This window comes from Sandaracinobacteroides hominis (genome assembly GCF_016464365.1).
GTDB lineage: Bacteria > Pseudomonadota > Alphaproteobacteria > Sphingomonadales > Sphingomonadaceae > Sandaracinobacteroides > Sandaracinobacteroides hominis.
Map to the genome: position 1 here is coordinate 23,963 of NZ_JADCUC010000007.1, position 15,043 is coordinate 39,005.

The window sequence follows — 15,043 nt, forward strand, 5'->3', positions numbered from 1 at the left end:
CGAAACAACCCAACGGCCGCAGGCCGCAAGCGCGACTGCGCGCCCGCGCCAATGCGCGGAACCCGCGCGGAGCGCCCAACAATACCGGCCGAAGGCCGCAAGGCCGACCGGCCGCCCGCGCCAATGCGCGGAACCGGCCGAAGGCCGGCCGCCCGTCAGGGCGTAAAAGACGTAAACAGGAAGAAGGCGAAGATCACGAGGTGGACGGCGCCCTGAAGCACCGTCGTGCGGCCGGTGGAGAGCGACATCGACGACACCAGCAGCATCAGCGCGAGGAGCGTGATGCCCTTGGCGTCGAGGCCGAGTTCGAGCCGCCAGCCGAAGAAGACGGAAAGCGCGGCGATGATCGGCACCGTGAGGCCGATGGTGGCGAGCGCCGAGCCGAGCGCGAGGTTGAGGCTGGTCTGCAGCCGGTCGGCCTTGGCGGCACGGACGGCGGCGACGCCCTCGGGCAGGAGGACCACGCCGGCGATGACCACGCCCACCGCAGAAAGCGGGGCGCCGCTTTCGACGATCAGCAGGGCCAGCGGATCGGACAGCGTCTTGGCCAGCAGTACCACCGCGCCGAGGCAGGCCAGCAGCAGCGCCAGCGCCAGCCAGGCCTGCCGGGTGGTGCAGCTTTCGGTGCCGTGGTGGGAATCCTGGTCTTCGCCGGCGGGCAGGAAATAGTCGCGGTGGCGGACGGTCTGCACGATCACGAACAGCAGCCAGAGCGTCAGGCTGGCGATGCCCACGAGGATCAGCTGGCCGCTGGAATAGGTGGGCCCGGGCGTGGTGGTGGTGAAGTTCGGAAGCACCAGCACCAGCACCGAAAGCGCCGCCAGCGTGGTGCCGGCGGCCGAGACGCCATAGAGGCCGAAGCGCTGCACATGGTGGCGCGCGGCGCCGGACAGGATGCAGAGGCCCACGACTCCGCCCAGGATGATCATCACCGCCGAATAGACGGTGTCGCGCATCAGGGGTGCCGACGCCTCGGGCTTGGCCAGCATCAGCGTGACGATGAGCGCGCATTCGATGACGGTGACGGCGAGCGCCAGCACCAGCGTTCCGAACGGCTCGCCCACCTTTACCGCGATCACCTCGGCGTGGTGCACGGCTGCCAGCACCGCCGGCATCAGCAGTGCCGCCAGCATCAAGGCGATCGTGGGTTCGGAGGCGCGGTCGTGAAAGACGAAATAGGCAAGCCACGCCGCCAGCGGTGCCAGCCAGCTCCAGAAGGGGGCGCTTCTGGAGATGTTGAGCGGGCTGACGATGGCGTCTGCGATCGTGCGGAGGCGCGTTTCAGAGTCGCTGCGAAGGCGCGTTTCAGAGTCGCTGCGGATGCGGTCCTGCGTGTCGGGCAGCTGGTCTGAACTCATGCGGCGGCCCGCGCCTCTGCGAGGAGCGGGGATGTGGACGCGAGCAGCCAATCCAGCTGTGCGCCTTCCAGATGGCTTTGGTGCGCGGCGCGGACGCGGGCGTGATAGGAATCCAGCCAGTCGATTTCGGGCTGCGTCATCAGCGCCGGTTCGATCAGCCGCTTGTCGATGGGGGCAAGCGTGACGGTTTCGAACGCCAGCATCGGCTCCAGGTCTCCGGGGCGCTTGTCCTCGACAACGATCACGAGGTTCTCGGTGCGGATGCCATATTCGCCGGCCTTGTAGAAGCCCGGCTCGTTGGACAGCACCATGCCCGGCTCCAGCACTTCCTCTATGCCGGGCGCGCCGGCGGCGGCCGCGATGCGCTGCGGACCTTCGTGCACGCCCAGATAATGGCCGACGCCGTGGCCGGTGCCGTGGGCATAGTCGAGCCCGGCCGACCAGAGGAACTGGCGGGCGAGGATGTCGAGCTGGCCGCCGCGGGTGCCGCGCGGGAAGCGGGCCGTCGCCAGGGCGATATGGCCCTTCAGCACGCGGGTGAAGCGGTCGCGCATTTCCGCGCTGGGGGTGCCGATGGCGACGGTGCGGGTGATATCGGTGGTGCCATCCGGATATTGGCCGCCGGAGTCGATCAGGTAGAGGCTGTCGCCCTCCAGCTTGCGGTTGGTGGCCGGTTCCGAGCGGTAGTGCGGGCTGGCGCCGTTGGGACCAAAGGCGGAGATGCTGTCGAAGCTCAGATCCTTCAGCAGGTTGGATTCGCGGCGGAAGGCTTCCAGCCGGGCTTCGGCGGCGAGTTCGTCGGCCGGGCGGTCGGCGTCGATCGATTGGAGGAACTTCGAGACGGCAAGGCCATCACGGACGTGGGCGGCGCGGACTCCGTCCAGCTCGACGCCGTTCTTGGCGGCCTTGGGCAGGATGCAGGGGTCGCGGGCCTCGACGATTTCGGCGCTTCCACGCGCCAGCGCCTCGAAGATGGCGGCGACCGACCAGGCCGGATCGAGCATCAGCTTGCCGGTGAGCGTTTCAAGTGTCGGGCCGAAGGCTTCGTAGGGCTCGACTGACACCTGCGCGCCGAGATGCGCCTGTACCTCGGGCGGGATCTTGGCCGGGTCGGTGAAGAGCGTGGCAGTCGCATCCTCGCGCACGATGGCAAAGGCGCGGACGACTGGTGTGCGCGAGACATCGTTGCCGCGGATGTTGAACAACCAGGCTATGCTGTCGAGCGCGGAGAGCAGCACCGTCTTCGCGCCGGCCTTCTGCAGGGTGGCGGCGATGGTGGCGCGCTTGTCGGCGGAGCTTACGCCGGCAAATTCGAGCGCCAGCACTTCGGCGGGCGCGAGCGACGGCTGCGGCTTGCCCGCCCAGATGGTATCGACCGGGTTCGTATCCACCGGCACCAGCGTCAGCCCGGCGGCGGCCGCACTGCGGAGGAAGCCGCGCGTCGTCAGCCACGGATCATAGCCGATCCGCGCACCAGCCGGCGCCGTGGCGGCGATCCACGCGATCAGCGGTTCGGCGGGCACCGAGCGATATTCGTAGAGCGCGCCTTCGACCTGCTGACGGACCTGCAGCGTGTAGCGGCCATCGACGAACATGGCGGCGGCATTGGAGAGAACCACCGCATTGCCGGCGCTGCCCTGGAATCCGGTCAGCCACTCCAGCCGTCGGGCGTAGCTGCCGACATATTCCGACATATGCTCGTCGGTCAGGGGGATGATGAAGCCGTCAAGGCCGCGGTTGGTCAGCTCGGCGCGAAGGGCGGCGAGTCGGTCTGCATGGATGCTCATGCGGGCAGGGTAGGAAATCCTGCCGGCGCTGGCCAGTCCGAAGCGGAAATTGCCATCGCCTGGAACAGCCGGCCCATGGCGCCGATACTGGAAAGCCGCACGCGGGCAGCCTCGATTTCGGCGCGCCGTGCGTTGCTGGCCATCGCCTTCAGCCGCTCGGCGCGCTCGGGCAGGCCCAGCGAATCGAGGAACATCCCCTGCGGCTGCGGCCCCTGCACCCGCGCATGCGGATCGGCGGCGCGGGCAATGGCGCCGAAATCGACATGGGCAGAGATGTCGGCCTCGCCCAGCGTTTCCAGCGCGTCGGCATATTGCCCGCCCTTCAACGCCTGCAGCGTGTCGCCCAGCGCCGGGCCGGCATAGCCATAATCGATGAACAGCGCTGCCCCGCCCTGCGCGGCGACACGCTTCGCCACGGCCGCCCCCACCTGCTCGGCGGCAAAGCTGCGCTCGTGGATGCTGCCCCTGGGCGCATCGCGCAGGCTGGCGGGGATGAAGGCGAGGTTGGCGCCCACCGAACGATCCCAGCGCGGGCCGCTGCTCCCCGCCACCTCCACGCGGCGCAGCACCCAGCCGTCCTCCAGCTTCTCGAACTGGGCGATGGGCAGGGCATCCAGAAACTCGTTGGCGACCAGCAGCAGCGGTGCATCCTCGGGCAATGTGCCGAGATCGTCGTGCCATGTGGCACCCGGCAGCACCTTTGCCTGAATGGCGCGCAGGCGGGGGCTTCTCTCCACCAGATGCAGCTCTGCCGCCTGTGCCAGCGCGGGCGCCGCCCGCTGAATCGCGCGCAGGGCATCGACCATCAGCGTGCCGCGCCCCGGCCCCAACTCTGCCAGAAGCACGCGCTTCGGCGCGCCGGCGCGCTGCCAGATATCCGCCAGCCACAGGCCGATCAGCTCGCCGAACATCTGCGAGATTTCCGGTGCCGTCACGAAATCGCCCGCCGTGCCGAACGGCTCCTTCGTGGCGTAATACTGATCCGCCGCCAGCGCCATCACGCGGGCCAGCGGCAGCGGACCTTGCCGCTTCAGCAGCTCGGCGAGTTCGGGGTTCACGCGGCCGGGTTCAGGGCTGTCAGCGGCTCGCGCCGGCTGGAAGTCGCCAGCAGGTAGAGCCCCAGCAGGATCATCGGCAGGCTCAGCAGCTGCCCCATCGTCAGCCCGATCGACAGTACGCCCAGCTGCGCGTCCGGCTCGCGGAAGAATTCGATGACAAAGCGCGAAAGCCCGTAGCCGGCGATGAACAGCCCGCCCAGCAGACCGGGCTTCATCCGCGCCGAAGTCGCCCAGAACAGGATGTTGAGGACGAGGAACAACAGGGCCCCTTCCAGCGCCGCTTCATAGAGCTGGCTCGGGTGGCGCGGCTCCGGCCCGGCGTCGGGGAAGATCACCCCCCAGCTGCCATCGGTCGCCCGGCCCCACAGCTCGCCGTTCACGAAATTGGCGAAGCGGCCCAGCAGCAGCCCCACCGGCGTGACCACCGCGAGATAATCGAGGATGCGCAGCGCCGACAGCCCCTTGGAACGGGCATAGAGAAGGATGGCGACGATCACCCCCGTAAGCCCGCCATGGAACGACATGCCGCCCTCCCACAGCTTCAGGATGGCGAGCGGGTCGCTGAGATACTGGGCCGGATTATAGAAGATCACATAGCCAAGCCGGCCGCCCAGAATCACCCCCAGCGTGCACCAGGTGACGAGATCGTCGACATGCTTCGCCGTCATCGGGCTGCCCGGGCGCTTCACCATCCTGAGCAGCATCCACCAGCCGGCCAGGATGCCGCCGATATAGGCGAGGCTGTACCAGCGCAGCGCCAGCGGCCCGATGGAGAAAAGCACGGGATCGAGCCCTAGGCTCCCCCATTCGACAGGTGGGTGGAAAAACGGCATGCGTGGCTTCATATCGGCTGCGAGGAACAAGCGCCACAGGTGCTTGATGGGAGATTTGAGGATGGACGAGACGCCCGAACTGCAGGCGTTCCGCGCCGAGACGCGCGAATGGCTGGAAGCCAATTGCCCCGAGGAAATGCGCCAGCCCGTTGCCGGCGACAGCGACGTCTGCTGGGGCGGCCGCAAGTGGCGCTTCAAGAGCGAGGCGCAGAAACAGTGGCTGGAGCGCTGCGCCGCCAAAGGCTGGACCGTGCCGGAATGGCCGAAGGCCTATGGCGGCGGCGGGCTTTCCAAGGAAGAGGCGAAGATTCTGGCGCAGGAGATGCGCAGGATCAGCGCCCGGCCACCGCTTTCCAGCTTCGGCATCTGGATGCTTGGTCCGGCGCTGTTGAAATATGGCAATGAAGCGCAGAAGCTGGAGCATCTGCCGAAAATCGCCCGCGGCGAAATCCGCTGGTGCCAGGGGTATTCGGAACCGGGCGCCGGTTCCGATCTTGCCTCGCTGCGCACTTCGGCAATCCTGGATGGCGACGAATATGTGGTGAACGGTTCCAAGGTCTGGACCAGCTATGCCGACCGCGCCGACTGGATCTTCTGCCTTGTGCGCACCGATCCCGAGGCCTCCAAGCACCTCGGCATCAGCTTCCTGTTGTTCGACATGGAAAGCCCCGGCGTCACTGCCAGCCCGATCAAGCTGATCTCCGGCTACAGCCCCTTCTGCCAGACCTTCTTCGACAATGTGCGGGTGCCAAAGGAAAATCTGGTCGGCACGCCGGGCAAGGGCTGGGACATCGCCAAATATCTGCTCACGCACGAGCGCGAGATGATCGCCGGCATGGACATGGCATCGGCGGGCCGCGATTCGATGCACCAGCTGGCGAAAAAGCAGATCGGCACCAGCAAGTCGGGCAAGCTGAAGGACAATCTGCTGCGTGCCGATATCGTCCGCCACGAGATCGACGCCATGGCCTTTGGCCTGACGATGGAGCGGGTGAAGGACGAAGCGAAGGCCGGCCAGGGCGTCGGCGCACTGTCCTCCATGCTGAAATATTACGGCACCGAGCTGAACAAGCAGCGGCAGGAGCTGCTGATGAGCATTGGAGGCACCGACAGCCTGACCTGGGAGGGCCCGGACAAGCATGACGGCGACCCGGCCAAGACCTGGCTGCGCAGCCGAGCCAACAGCATCGAGGGCGGCACCAGCGAAGTGCAGCTGAACATCATCGCCAAGCGCGTACTCCAGCTTCCGGGAGCCTGATCACATGGCATTGGCATTGAACGACGAGCAGCGGATGGTGAAGGATTCGGCGGACGGCTTCTTCGCCGAACATGCCCCTGTCGCCCAGCTGCGCAAGCTGCGCGACGACAAGGACGCGACCGGTTTTGACCGGGGGCTGTGGGCGAAGATGGCGGAGATGGGCTTTGCCGGGGTCGCCATCCCGGAGCAATTCGGCGGGGCCGGGCTGGGCATGGTCGCCGCCGGGCTGATCCAGGAGGCGATCGGTCGCAACCTGTCGCTGTCGCCCTTCCTTTCCTCGGCGATCCTCTCGGCCAAGGCGATCCTCGCCGGCGGCTCCGAGGAGCAGAAGGCGGCGATGCTGCCGAAGATCGCGGCGGGCGAGCTGATCGTGGCGCTGGCCGCCGACGAGAAATCCCGCCACCAGCCGCATGCGATCTCGACCCGGGCCGAACCTTCGGGCAACGGCTTCAGACTTACGGGGAGCAAATCCTTCGTGCTGGACGGCCATGTCGCCGACAGGCTGATCGTCGCCGCGCGAACCGCTGGCGACGACGAGGACACGACGGGCATCACCCTGTTCCTCGTCGATCCCAAATCGGCCGGTGTCGAGACCGAGCGCCGCTCCATGGTGGACAGCCGCAACGCAGCAGCCATCACGCTGGATGGCGTTCAGGTCGATGGCGCCGACGTGCTGGGCGGGATCGGCACCGGCTTTGCCATTCTGGAGGCGGCGCTGGATGCAGGCCGCGCCTGTCTTGCCGCCGAGATGCTGGGCGTTTCGGCGCAGAGCTTCGACACCACTGTCGACTATCTGAAGCAGCGCGAGCAGTTCGGGCAGAAGATCGGCAGCTTTCAGGCGCTGCAGCATCGTGCCGCGCACCTGTTCTGCGAAGTGGAGCTGGCCCGCTCGGCGACGCTGAAGGCGCTGACGGCGCTGGACGAAGGCGACAACCGCGCGCCCTTTTTCGTGGCACTGGCCAAGGCGAAGTCGGGCGATGTGGCGAAGCTTGCCACCAACGAAGCGGTGCAGATGCACGGCGGCATCGGCATGACCGACGAGTTTGACATAGGTTTCTTCATGAAACGCGCCCGCGCGGCTGGCGAAACCTTTGGCGATGGCGCCTTTCAGGGCGACCGGCTCGCCCGCATGATGAACTATTAGAGGGGAAGTCGCATGGCTCTCACCGAACTCGACAAGGCGATCGACGCTGCCACTGCGGCCATCACCGCGCCCGGCGGCCAGCTCGCCATCGGCAAGGCGACCATCCGCGGCCTGGAGCTGCCGGTATTCGAGAATGCGCCGCCGTCCCTGCGGGAATATCTGGGCTTCTTCCTGCCGGCGCATGCCGACAAGGAGTTCCTGGTTTACGAGGGCGACCGGCTGACCTTTGCCGATGTGCAGGCGCAATCGGTGAAGATCGCCGCCATGCTGCAGCACCGCTATGGCATCGCGAAGGGCGACCGCGTCACCATCGCCATGCGCAACTATCCCGAATGGGTGACGGCCTTCATCGGCGCCATCATGATCGGCGCCATCGTCGTGCCGATGAACGCCTGGTGGAAGACCGACGAGCTGGCATATGGCCTGAAGGATTCGGGCAGCCGGCTCGCCATCGTCGACGAGGAGCGGCTGCGGCGGGTTGCGGACATACATGACCTGAAGATCCCGCTGGTCACGGTGCGCACCAGCCATGCGGTTGCGGCGCAGCTGGGGGCCGAAACGCTGGAGGATGCGCTGGCGGCCTCTCCCGCGACGCCCTGGTATCTGCCGCCGATCTACCCCGAAGACGACGCCACCATCATGTACACCTCCGGTTCCACCGGGGCGCCGAAGGGGGCCGTCGCCACGCATCGCGCGGTGGTCGGCGGTGCGCTGAATTATCTGGTGCAGGGCCTGGCCATGCTGCAGCTGGCGCAGGCGCAGGGCACCGAGCTGCCGGAACAGCAGGTGATGCTGCTGAACGTGCCGCTGTTCCATATCACCGGCAGTGTGCCGGTGATGCTGGTGTCGGTCGCCATTGGCCGCAAGCTGGTGATCATGCACAAATGGGATGCCGGCGACGCGCTGCGCCTGATCGAGAAGGAGCGCGCCACCTATTTCGTCGGCGTGCCCACCATGTCGCTGGAGCTGATGCAGCACCCCGACCGCGAGAAATATGATCTCTCCACCCTGCTCGACATCGCCGCCGGCGGTGCGCCGCGCCCGGCGGAGCATGTCGGCCGCATCGCCGATGCCTTTCCGGGCAAGAACCCGGCGATCGGCTATGGCCTGACCGAGACCAATGGTGTCGGCGCCGGGAACATCCGCGACAATTATCGCCTGCGACCTGGCTCCACCGGGCGGCCGACGAAGCCTCTGGTGGAAATGATGGCCGCGGACGACAATATGGAGCCGGTGCCCGTGGGCGAAGTCGGCGAGATCTGCATCCGCTCCTCGGCCAATGTCCGCGGATACTGGAACAAGCCCGAGCAGACTGCCGCCGCCTTTACCGCCAATGGCTGGTTCAAGACCGGCGACCTCGGCGTTTTCGACGAGGACAATTACCTCACCATCGTCGACCGCAAGAAGGACATCATCATCCGCGGCGGCGAGAATATCTCCGCCGTCGAGGTGGAGGATGCGATCTATGGCCATCCGGCCGTCGCCGAAGCCTCGGTCTTCGGGCTCCCCGACGAGCGGCTGGGCGAGATCGTCGGCGCCGTCGTCTATCTGAAGCCCGGCGAGCCGGTGGAGGCCGATGCGCTGGTCGATTTCGTCCGCCGCGACCTCGCCGCCTTCAAGGTGCCCGCGCGGCTGTGGCTGCACAGCGAGCCGCTGCCGAAACTGGGATCGGGCAAGATCGACAAGGTGACGCTGCGCAAGCATTTCCGCGAACTGCACGGCAGCCGTGCGGCCTGAGCCCTCTTACACCTTGCGGCGGGCGGGGGCGGCCGATGCCGCCGCCGTGCGCGACATGTTCCACAAGAGCTTCACCGCGACCTTCGGGCATCTCTATCCTGCGCAAGAATTGGCCGAGTTCCTGGCGGGCTGCAGCGAGGAGCGGTTCCGCCACGAATGCACCGATGCCGACCACGCCGTGATGCTGGGCGAGGACGCGGACGGACTGTTGCTCGGCTATTGCACGCTGGGGCCGTATGACCTCGAAACCAACTCCAGCCGCCGCTGGTGGGTGCTTCGGCAACTCTATCTGGATGAAGCGGCCAAGGGCACCGGCCTTGCGCAAACGCTGATGGACTGGGCCATCGGCGAAGCGCGGGCGCAGGGCTACGAGGAGCTGTACCTGACAGTCTGGGTGGAAAACCACCGGGCGCGCCGCTTCTACGACAAGCAGGGCTTCATCGAAGTCGGCAAGTACGAATACCGGGTCGGCAACACGGTCGATGACGACCGGATCCTGAGGCTCGATTTGTGATCACCCGCCTGACTGCGCGCACGCTTTCCTCTCCACACGGATTTCTGGGCCGCACGGGCGGGGTTTCCGAAGGCATCTTCACCAGCCTCAACGTCGGCCTCGGCTCCTGCGACCGCGTAGAGGCCGTTCGGGAAAACCGCCGCCGCGCCGTGGAGGCAGTCGCGCCGGGCGCGCGGCTGGTGACGCTGCATCAGGTGCACAGCGCACTGGCCGTCGAAGCCGGCGACTGGCCCGACGATGCCCGCCCGCACGCCGATGCCGTCGTCACCAACCGCCCCGGCCTCGCGCTCGGCATCCTCACCGCCGATTGCGGACCTTTGCTGTTCGAGGACGCCGAGGCCGGCGTGATCGCCGCCGCCCACGCCGGCTGGAAAGGCGCCTTCACCGGCGTCATCGGCGCGACGGTAGACCTGATGGAAAAGCTCGGCGCCCGCCGCGACCGCATCGCCGCAGCAGTCGGCCCCTGCATCGCCCGACGTTCCTACGAAGTGGATGTCGCCTTCCGCACCCGCTTCGAGGATGCGGATGCGGAAAACGCCCTATTCTTCGCCGAAGGCCGCCCCGGCCACGCCCATTTCGATCTCGAAGCCTATTGCCTCCACCGCCTCCGCGAAGCCGGCGTCGAACGCGCCGAAGCGCTGGGGGCCGATACGAAATCCGATCCGGGGCGGTTTTTCAGTTATCGGCGGACGACGCTGGCCGGAGAGCCGGATTATGGGCGGCAGATCAGTTTGATCGCGCTTTAGGGTGTCAGCCGGCCTCCGGCGGGCCGGGCTCTGCCCGGCACCCGGCAGGGAAATGATTTCCCTGCACCCTCTATGTTCGCGCACCACCGCCAGGTCTTTGAGGAGGCATTCAAGGTTGGTTGCCTGCGGCGATCTTCGGCTTTGTAGCGGGTCGCGAACGCTAAAGCTGATGGAACGAGACACCGAAGTCATAGCCGCTCATCGTGAAAGTCTCGAAATGCAGCCCCGGAAAATCGCAAGCCAGCTTCGCAGCAAGCATGTCCGCCATGATTTCTGCCAGGCGCTCGCACTGCTTCTCCTTCAACTCGCTTTCAGCTTTGTCGGTCGGAAAAGCGCCTTCCAGCAGAAAGGCATTCATGGCCGTTTCGATCTGCTGGCGAGTATGCTCCCCGCTTCTCTCCCATCCCCGCAGCCGCTCAACATCAAGCGGTGAGCGAAGCACATAGCCTTCAAACTTCACGAACTCAGGCCATAGGAATGAGCAGAAGCCAAGGGCATGGTCTGCCCGCCCCTCAACAAATATCCAGGAATCCGGCGCAATACCCTTGCCATTGTTCCAGCGCGCAAGCTCGGGGATCAGGGGAGAGACGCTGGTCATACATTCCTTCTACCGGTGTGGCTGGCGCGTGCAATGACATCGATAGCGCTGACCGCCGCTCGCAGCCCATCATTTCGGCAAATCCTCGCGAAACCGATCAAGCTGGTGCATCCGTTCATGCAGCACGGTCACGATCCCCACCGCTCCATCTGACAGCAATCGCCAGTAGATGTAGTGATTCGAATAGCGACAATGGAAGCCGTCCACTCCGAACTCGGCTGGAATGGCGCGCCAGGGAATCCTGCGGGATGCAATCTCGTCAAATCGTTCGAACAGGCCCTGTATATATCTGGCTGCCTGCTCCTCGCCCCACGTATCGCGCGTATAGACGTAGATTTCGTCCAGCCGGCGACCGGCTCCGGCCTGAACCCGAAAAGCGACCATGCGTCGGTCCCGTCAGTGTCGCGCGTTGCGGCGGATGATCGTTTCGGCGTCCAGAGCCTCATAGGCCACTTCGGGCGCGGCGAAGGCGACGGTCAACTCTGCTTTCAGGCGCGCGAATGCCTCGGACTCCACCCGCTCCTTGTCGCGGCGGATCAGGTCGCGCACATACTCGCTGACATTTTCATACGCTCCGTTGTCCCCGACATTGGCCTCGACAAACTCACCCAGTGTCCCGCTCACCCGAACATTCAGCGTCATCGTGTTGGCCATCACAAGTCCTTGCTCAACGTGTCCTCAACATAATCAATATTGTGGACAGCGGCAACTTCCGATGGAGCCGGATACATCCTAAAAACGAAAAGCCCCTCCCCCGGCATCCGGGAGAGGGGCTTTTCAAACCCTAAAGCAAGCCGATCAGCCCTTGGTGGAGGCGAACAGCTGCCACAGGCCGGCGATTTCGGAGACATTGCCGGCGGGAACTGCGCTGAAGGTTGCCTTGGCGGCCGCGAAGTTGCCGGCGCGCGCCTGGGCGATGCCCTTGAACAGCGCCGCTTCGCCCGGGTTCGGGCCCTTTTGCGCGGTGGTGAAGGCGGCGATCGCCTGCGGATACTGGCCGGCGCCCAGATAGGCGTTGCCGGCGGCCAGCGCCGTGTTCGGGGACTTGGCGGCGGCCGGGGCCGCTGCCAGCGCCTGCGCCTGCCGCTTGGTGGCGGCCTGCACCAGCTTGCTGGTCATCGGATCGCCGGCGGGAAGCACGCCGCTGGCGGATGCCGCGTTCACGGCATCGGCCGCAACGCCCGGCTGGCCGCCGACGATGGCGAGCTTGGCGAATTCCTGCACGTCTGCGGGCGTCGTCAGGTTCCCCGTTTCGCGCATCAGGTGGTACATTGCCAGCTTCGAGTCGCGCGACATCGGCGCGGCCTTCATGTCGATCAGCAGCGCGCGCCAGCGATTCGGGGTCGGGTCGACGCGGATCAGCTTCTGGATGGTGGCGAGATAGGCCTTGCGATCGCCCATTTTGAACTGGGCGCCGGCCAGGTTCTGCAGCAGCGCCGGGTTGTTCGGGCTCTTCGCCAGCATCTGCTGATAGATCTTGGCGGCTTCGGCCGACTTGCCCTGCTGCAGATAGGATTGGGCGACGATGGTCGTCTGGCCCGAACGCTGGGCGGCGGCGATCGCCTTGTCATATTGGCGGGCCTGATAATAGAGCGGAGCCAGCTGGCTCGGCGGAGCGCCGATGCGCTCCAGCTCGGCGGCGGCCTGCCCATATTGCCCGCTGCGGGTATAAACATAGGCAGCCATCTGGGCGACCTTGGTCCGCTCGGTGGAGGTGCTCGCAGCCGAACGTGCCTGGTTCACATAATTCTGCGCGGCGGCGGTGTTGCCGGCCTTGGCAGCGTTGGAGGCCTGTTGCAGCGGCTTGCCGACGGCGGGGGAAATCGCCTGCGCCATGGCGGCGCCGGAGATAAGGGGTACACCGGCCAGCGGCAGCGCGGTGGCAAGTCCAAGACCAAGAGCAAGCTTCGAAACCAGCTTCATCGACGACCTTTCTTGTCGCTAGCAATCCTTTGGCAGGGAAGGACACAACATATGTTCACCTTGCCATGCCGAGTCTGGCGTGCAGGTGAACAGCTGGTCGGAGCCCCCTCTCCCAGTGTGGCGGACTGCATAGGCGAAGCATCCGCCCAAGAAAAGCGCAACATGTTGCCACAACCCCTGTGAAGTCCGTGCGTGAGACGGAACGTGTCTCAAGCGCGATTGGACAGCGCCGCCGGATGGGCTAGTCAGCCGCCATTCAGTCAAAAAACAGAGCGAGTATGGCCGTGACGATAGCATTTCTGTTTCCGGGGCAAGGTTCCCAATCGGTGGGCATGGGCCGCGCCATGGCTGATGCCAGCCCCGCCGCCCGCGCCGTGCTGCAGGAGGTGGACGAGGCATTGGGCGAGCATCTGTCGCGGCTGATGTTCGATGGGCCCGAGGACAGGCTGACGCTGACCGCCAATGCCCAGCCGGCGATCATGGCGGCGAGCCTTGCGGCGCTGGCGGTGCTGGAAGGCGAGGGCGGCTTCCGCCTGTCGGAGAAGGCGAATTTCGTCGCCGGGCATAGCCTGGGCGAATACAGCGCGTTGTCGGCGGCGGGATCGCTGAAGCTTGCCGATACCGCCCGCCTGCTGCGCAAGCGCGGCGACGCGATGCAGGCGGCGGTCGCTCCCGGTGTCGGCGGGATGGCGGCGCTGCTGGGAATGTCGATGCCCGATGTGCAGGCGATTGCGGCCGAGGCGGCCGAAGGCCAGGTGTGCGCTGTCGCCAACGACAATGCCGCCGGGCAGGTGGTGGTTTCCGGCAATGCCGAGGCGGTCGGGCGCGCCGTGGCGCTGGCGAAGGCAAAGGGCGGCAAGGCGATCCTGCTGCCGGTTTCCGCGCCGTTCCACTGCCCGCTGATGGCACCTGCGGCAGAGGTGATGGCCGAGACGCTGGCCGCTGCCGACATCGCCGCGCCGCTGGTGCCGGTCTATGCGAATGTGACGGCGGCGGCTGTGAGCGACCCGGCGCAGATTCGCACGCTGCTGGTGGAGCAGGTGACGGGAACGGTGCGCTGGCGCGAATCGGTGGAGGCGATGGCGGCTGCCGGCGTGACGCATATGGTGGAGCTGGGCGGCAAGGTGCTGGGGCCGATGATCAAGCGAATCGCACCCGATGTGACCAACCTTTCCGTGATGAAGCCTGACGATATCGACGCCGTGCTGAAGGCGCTCTGAGGGAATGCGGAGCCCGGCGCGGAGCGCCGCAAGCGCGACTGCGCGCCCGAGCTAGTGCGAGGAAGGAAAACAACGAATGTTTGATCTGACTGGACAGACGGCGCTTGTAACGGGCGCCAGCGGCGGAATCGGCGGGGCGATTGCCCGCGCGCTGAAGGCGCAGGGCGCGACCGTGGCGCTTTCCGGCACGCGCGCCGACGCGCTGAACGCGCTCGCCGCGGAAATCGGCGGCGCGGAAGTGCTGCCCTGCCGGCTGGACGATGCCGCCGAAGTGGAGGCGCTGGTGCCTGCTGCCGTCGGGAAGCTGGGCAAGCTGGATATCCTCGTCAACAACGCCGGCATCACCCGCGACGGGCTGGCGATGCGCATGAAGGACGAGGATTGGGCGGCGGTGCTGACGGTCAACCTGGAGGCCGCTTTCCGCCTCTCGCGTGCGGCGATGCGGCCGATGATGAAGCAGCGGCACGGGCGAATCCTCTCGATCAGCTCGGTCGTCGGCTCGATGGGCAATCCGGGGCAGGCGAACTATGCCGCGGCCAAGGCCGGGCTGGAGGGGATGACCCGCAGCCTTGCCGCCGAGGTCGCTTCGCGCGGGGTAACGGTGAATTGCGTGGCCCCCGGCTTCATCAGCTCGGCGATGACGGATGCGCTGAACGACGAGCAGAAGGCGAAGATGTTCGAGCGGATTCCCGCCGGACGTTTCGGCGAGGGTTCGGATGTGGCGGCCGCCATCGTCTGGCTGGCAAGTGCCGAGGGCGCTTATGTGACCGGGCAGACCATTCATGTGAATGGCGGGATGCTGATGGCGTAAGCGCAGCTTGCAAGGCGGTTCAGCCACGGCTAGTGCAGACAGGCAATTAACGGGGC

15 protein-coding genes are annotated in these 15,043 nt (G+C 66.3%); 7 read left to right on the forward strand and 8 right to left on the reverse strand.

The window, feature by feature from the left end; translation table 11 throughout:
* Positions 1–155: 155 nt before the first annotated feature.
* From IM784_RS14095 to lgt, 4 genes are read right to left on the reverse strand one after another with little or no spacing between them, the layout of a single operon-like run.
* Positions 156–1,358: a calcium:proton antiporter gene (locus IM784_RS14095; RefSeq protein WP_235977390.1), complete on the reverse strand. Its 1,203-nt coding sequence runs from the start codon at positions 1,356–1,358 to the stop codon at positions 156–158.
* On the reverse strand, positions 1,355–3,145 hold the full coding sequence (locus tag IM784_RS14100) for an aminopeptidase P family protein (RefSeq protein ID WP_199555989.1): 1,791 nt from the start codon (positions 3,143–3,145) through the stop codon (positions 1,355–1,357). The genes IM784_RS14095 and IM784_RS14100 overlap by 4 nt, the downstream gene beginning before the upstream one ends.
* A complete protein-coding gene (locus tag IM784_RS14105) occupies positions 3,142–4,203 on the reverse strand; it encodes a class I SAM-dependent methyltransferase (protein ID WP_328799550.1) in 1,062 nt (353 codons plus the stop codon). Before IM784_RS14105 ends, IM784_RS14100 begins: the two co-directional genes overlap by 4 nt.
* The gene (lgt, locus tag IM784_RS14110) at positions 4,200–5,036 is read right to left on the reverse strand and encodes a prolipoprotein diacylglyceryl transferase (RefSeq protein WP_235977391.1); all 837 of its coding nucleotides are present in this window, start codon (positions 5,034–5,036) and stop codon (positions 4,200–4,202) included. The genes IM784_RS14105 and lgt overlap by 4 nt, the downstream gene beginning before the upstream one ends.
* Positions 5,037–5,097: 61 nt before the next feature.
* On the opposite strand from lgt, the gene IM784_RS14115 reads away from it, so the two are divergent.
* From IM784_RS14115 to pgeF, 5 genes are read left to right on the forward strand one after another with little or no spacing between them, the layout of a single operon-like run.
* Positions 5,098–6,294, forward strand: coding sequence for an acyl-CoA dehydrogenase family protein (locus IM784_RS14115; protein WP_199555991.1), 1,197 nt, complete (start codon positions 5,098–5,100; stop codon positions 6,292–6,294).
* A gap of 4 nt (positions 6,295–6,298) precedes the next feature.
* Positions 6,299–7,438 (forward strand): acyl-CoA dehydrogenase family protein, encoded by a 1,140-nt coding sequence (locus IM784_RS14120; RefSeq protein ID WP_199555992.1) that lies wholly within the window; start codon positions 6,299–6,301, stop codon positions 7,436–7,438.
* A 12-nt stretch (positions 7,439–7,450) separates the two neighbouring features.
* Positions 7,451–9,175: a class I adenylate-forming enzyme family protein gene (locus IM784_RS14125; RefSeq protein ID WP_199555993.1), complete on the forward strand. Its 1,725-nt coding sequence runs from the start codon at positions 7,451–7,453 to the stop codon at positions 9,173–9,175.
* Entirely contained in the window at positions 9,165–9,689 is a 525-nt protein-coding gene (locus IM784_RS14130) for a GNAT family N-acetyltransferase (protein ID WP_199555994.1), read from the forward strand. The genes IM784_RS14125 and IM784_RS14130 overlap by 11 nt, the downstream gene beginning before the upstream one ends.
* Positions 9,686–10,435, forward strand: a complete 750-nt coding sequence (gene pgeF / locus IM784_RS14135) for a peptidoglycan editing factor PgeF (protein WP_199555995.1) — start codon at positions 9,686–9,688, stop codon at positions 10,433–10,435. Before IM784_RS14130 ends, pgeF begins: the two co-directional genes overlap by 4 nt.
* A 160-nt stretch (positions 10,436–10,595) precedes the next feature.
* On the opposite strand, the gene IM784_RS14140 is transcribed toward pgeF, so the two are convergent.
* The 4 genes from IM784_RS14140 to IM784_RS14155 form a co-directional block, all read right to left on the reverse strand.
* A complete protein-coding gene (locus IM784_RS14140; RefSeq protein ID WP_199555996.1) occupies positions 10,596–11,033 on the reverse strand; it encodes a hypothetical protein in 438 nt (145 codons plus the stop codon).
* A gap of 69 nt (positions 11,034–11,102) precedes the next feature.
* The gene (locus IM784_RS14145; RefSeq protein ID WP_199555997.1) at positions 11,103–11,417 is read right to left on the reverse strand and encodes a type II toxin-antitoxin system RelE/ParE family toxin; all 315 of its coding nucleotides are present in this window, start codon (positions 11,415–11,417) and stop codon (positions 11,103–11,105) included.
* A gap of 12 nt (positions 11,418–11,429) precedes the next feature.
* A complete protein-coding gene (locus IM784_RS14150) occupies positions 11,430–11,687 on the reverse strand; it encodes a ribbon-helix-helix domain-containing protein (RefSeq protein ID WP_235977392.1) in 258 nt (85 codons plus the stop codon).
* Between the two features lie 144 nt (positions 11,688–11,831).
* Positions 11,832–12,956, reverse strand: coding sequence for a tetratricopeptide repeat protein (locus tag IM784_RS14155; RefSeq protein WP_199555998.1), 1,125 nt, complete (start codon positions 12,954–12,956; stop codon positions 11,832–11,834).
* Between the two features lie 278 nt (positions 12,957–13,234).
* On the opposite strand from IM784_RS14155, the gene fabD reads away from it, so the two are divergent.
* A complete protein-coding gene (fabD, locus tag IM784_RS14160) occupies positions 13,235–14,176 on the forward strand; it encodes an ACP S-malonyltransferase (RefSeq protein ID WP_199555999.1) in 942 nt (313 codons plus the stop codon).
* Between the two features lie 76 nt (positions 14,177–14,252).
* A complete protein-coding gene (fabG, locus tag IM784_RS14165; protein ID WP_199556000.1) occupies positions 14,253–14,987 on the forward strand; it encodes a 3-oxoacyl-[acyl-carrier-protein] reductase in 735 nt (244 codons plus the stop codon).
* Positions 14,988–15,043: the final 56 nt, after the last annotated feature.

Bases quoted from the DNA above. Each gene is read 5' to 3' on its own strand.
- IM784_RS14095 (WP_235977390.1), bottom strand. From the start codon at position 1,358: ATGAGTTCAGACCAGCTGCCCGACACGCAGGACCGCATCCGCAGCGAC.
- IM784_RS14100 (WP_199555989.1), bottom strand. From the start codon at position 3,145: ATGAGCATCCATGCAGACCGACTCGCCGCCCTTCGCGCCGAGCTGACC.
- lgt (WP_235977391.1), bottom strand. From the start codon at position 5,036: ATGCCGTTTTTCCACCCACCTGTCGAATGGGGGAGCCTAGGGCTCGAT.
- IM784_RS14115 (WP_199555991.1), top strand. From the start codon at position 5,098: ATGGACGAGACGCCCGAACTGCAGGCGTTCCGCGCCGAGACGCGCGAA.
- IM784_RS14120 (WP_199555992.1), top strand. From the start codon at position 6,299: ATGGCATTGGCATTGAACGACGAGCAGCGGATGGTGAAGGATTCGGCG.
- IM784_RS14125 (WP_199555993.1), top strand. From the start codon at position 7,451: ATGGCTCTCACCGAACTCGACAAGGCGATCGACGCTGCCACTGCGGCC.
- IM784_RS14140 (WP_199555996.1), bottom strand. From the start codon at position 11,033: ATGACCAGCGTCTCTCCCCTGATCCCCGAGCTTGCGCGCTGGAACAAT.
- IM784_RS14145 (WP_199555997.1), bottom strand. From the start codon at position 11,417: ATGGTCGCTTTTCGGGTTCAGGCCGGAGCCGGTCGCCGGCTGGACGAA.
- IM784_RS14150 (WP_235977392.1), bottom strand. From the start codon at position 11,687: ATGGCCAACACGATGACGCTGAATGTTCGGGTGAGCGGGACACTGGGT.
- IM784_RS14155 (WP_199555998.1), bottom strand. From the start codon at position 12,956: ATGAAGCTGGTTTCGAAGCTTGCTCTTGGTCTTGGACTTGCCACCGCG.
- fabD (WP_199555999.1), top strand. From the start codon at position 13,235: ATGGCCGTGACGATAGCATTTCTGTTTCCGGGGCAAGGTTCCCAATCG.
- fabG (WP_199556000.1), top strand. From the start codon at position 14,253: ATGTTTGATCTGACTGGACAGACGGCGCTTGTAACGGGCGCCAGCGGC.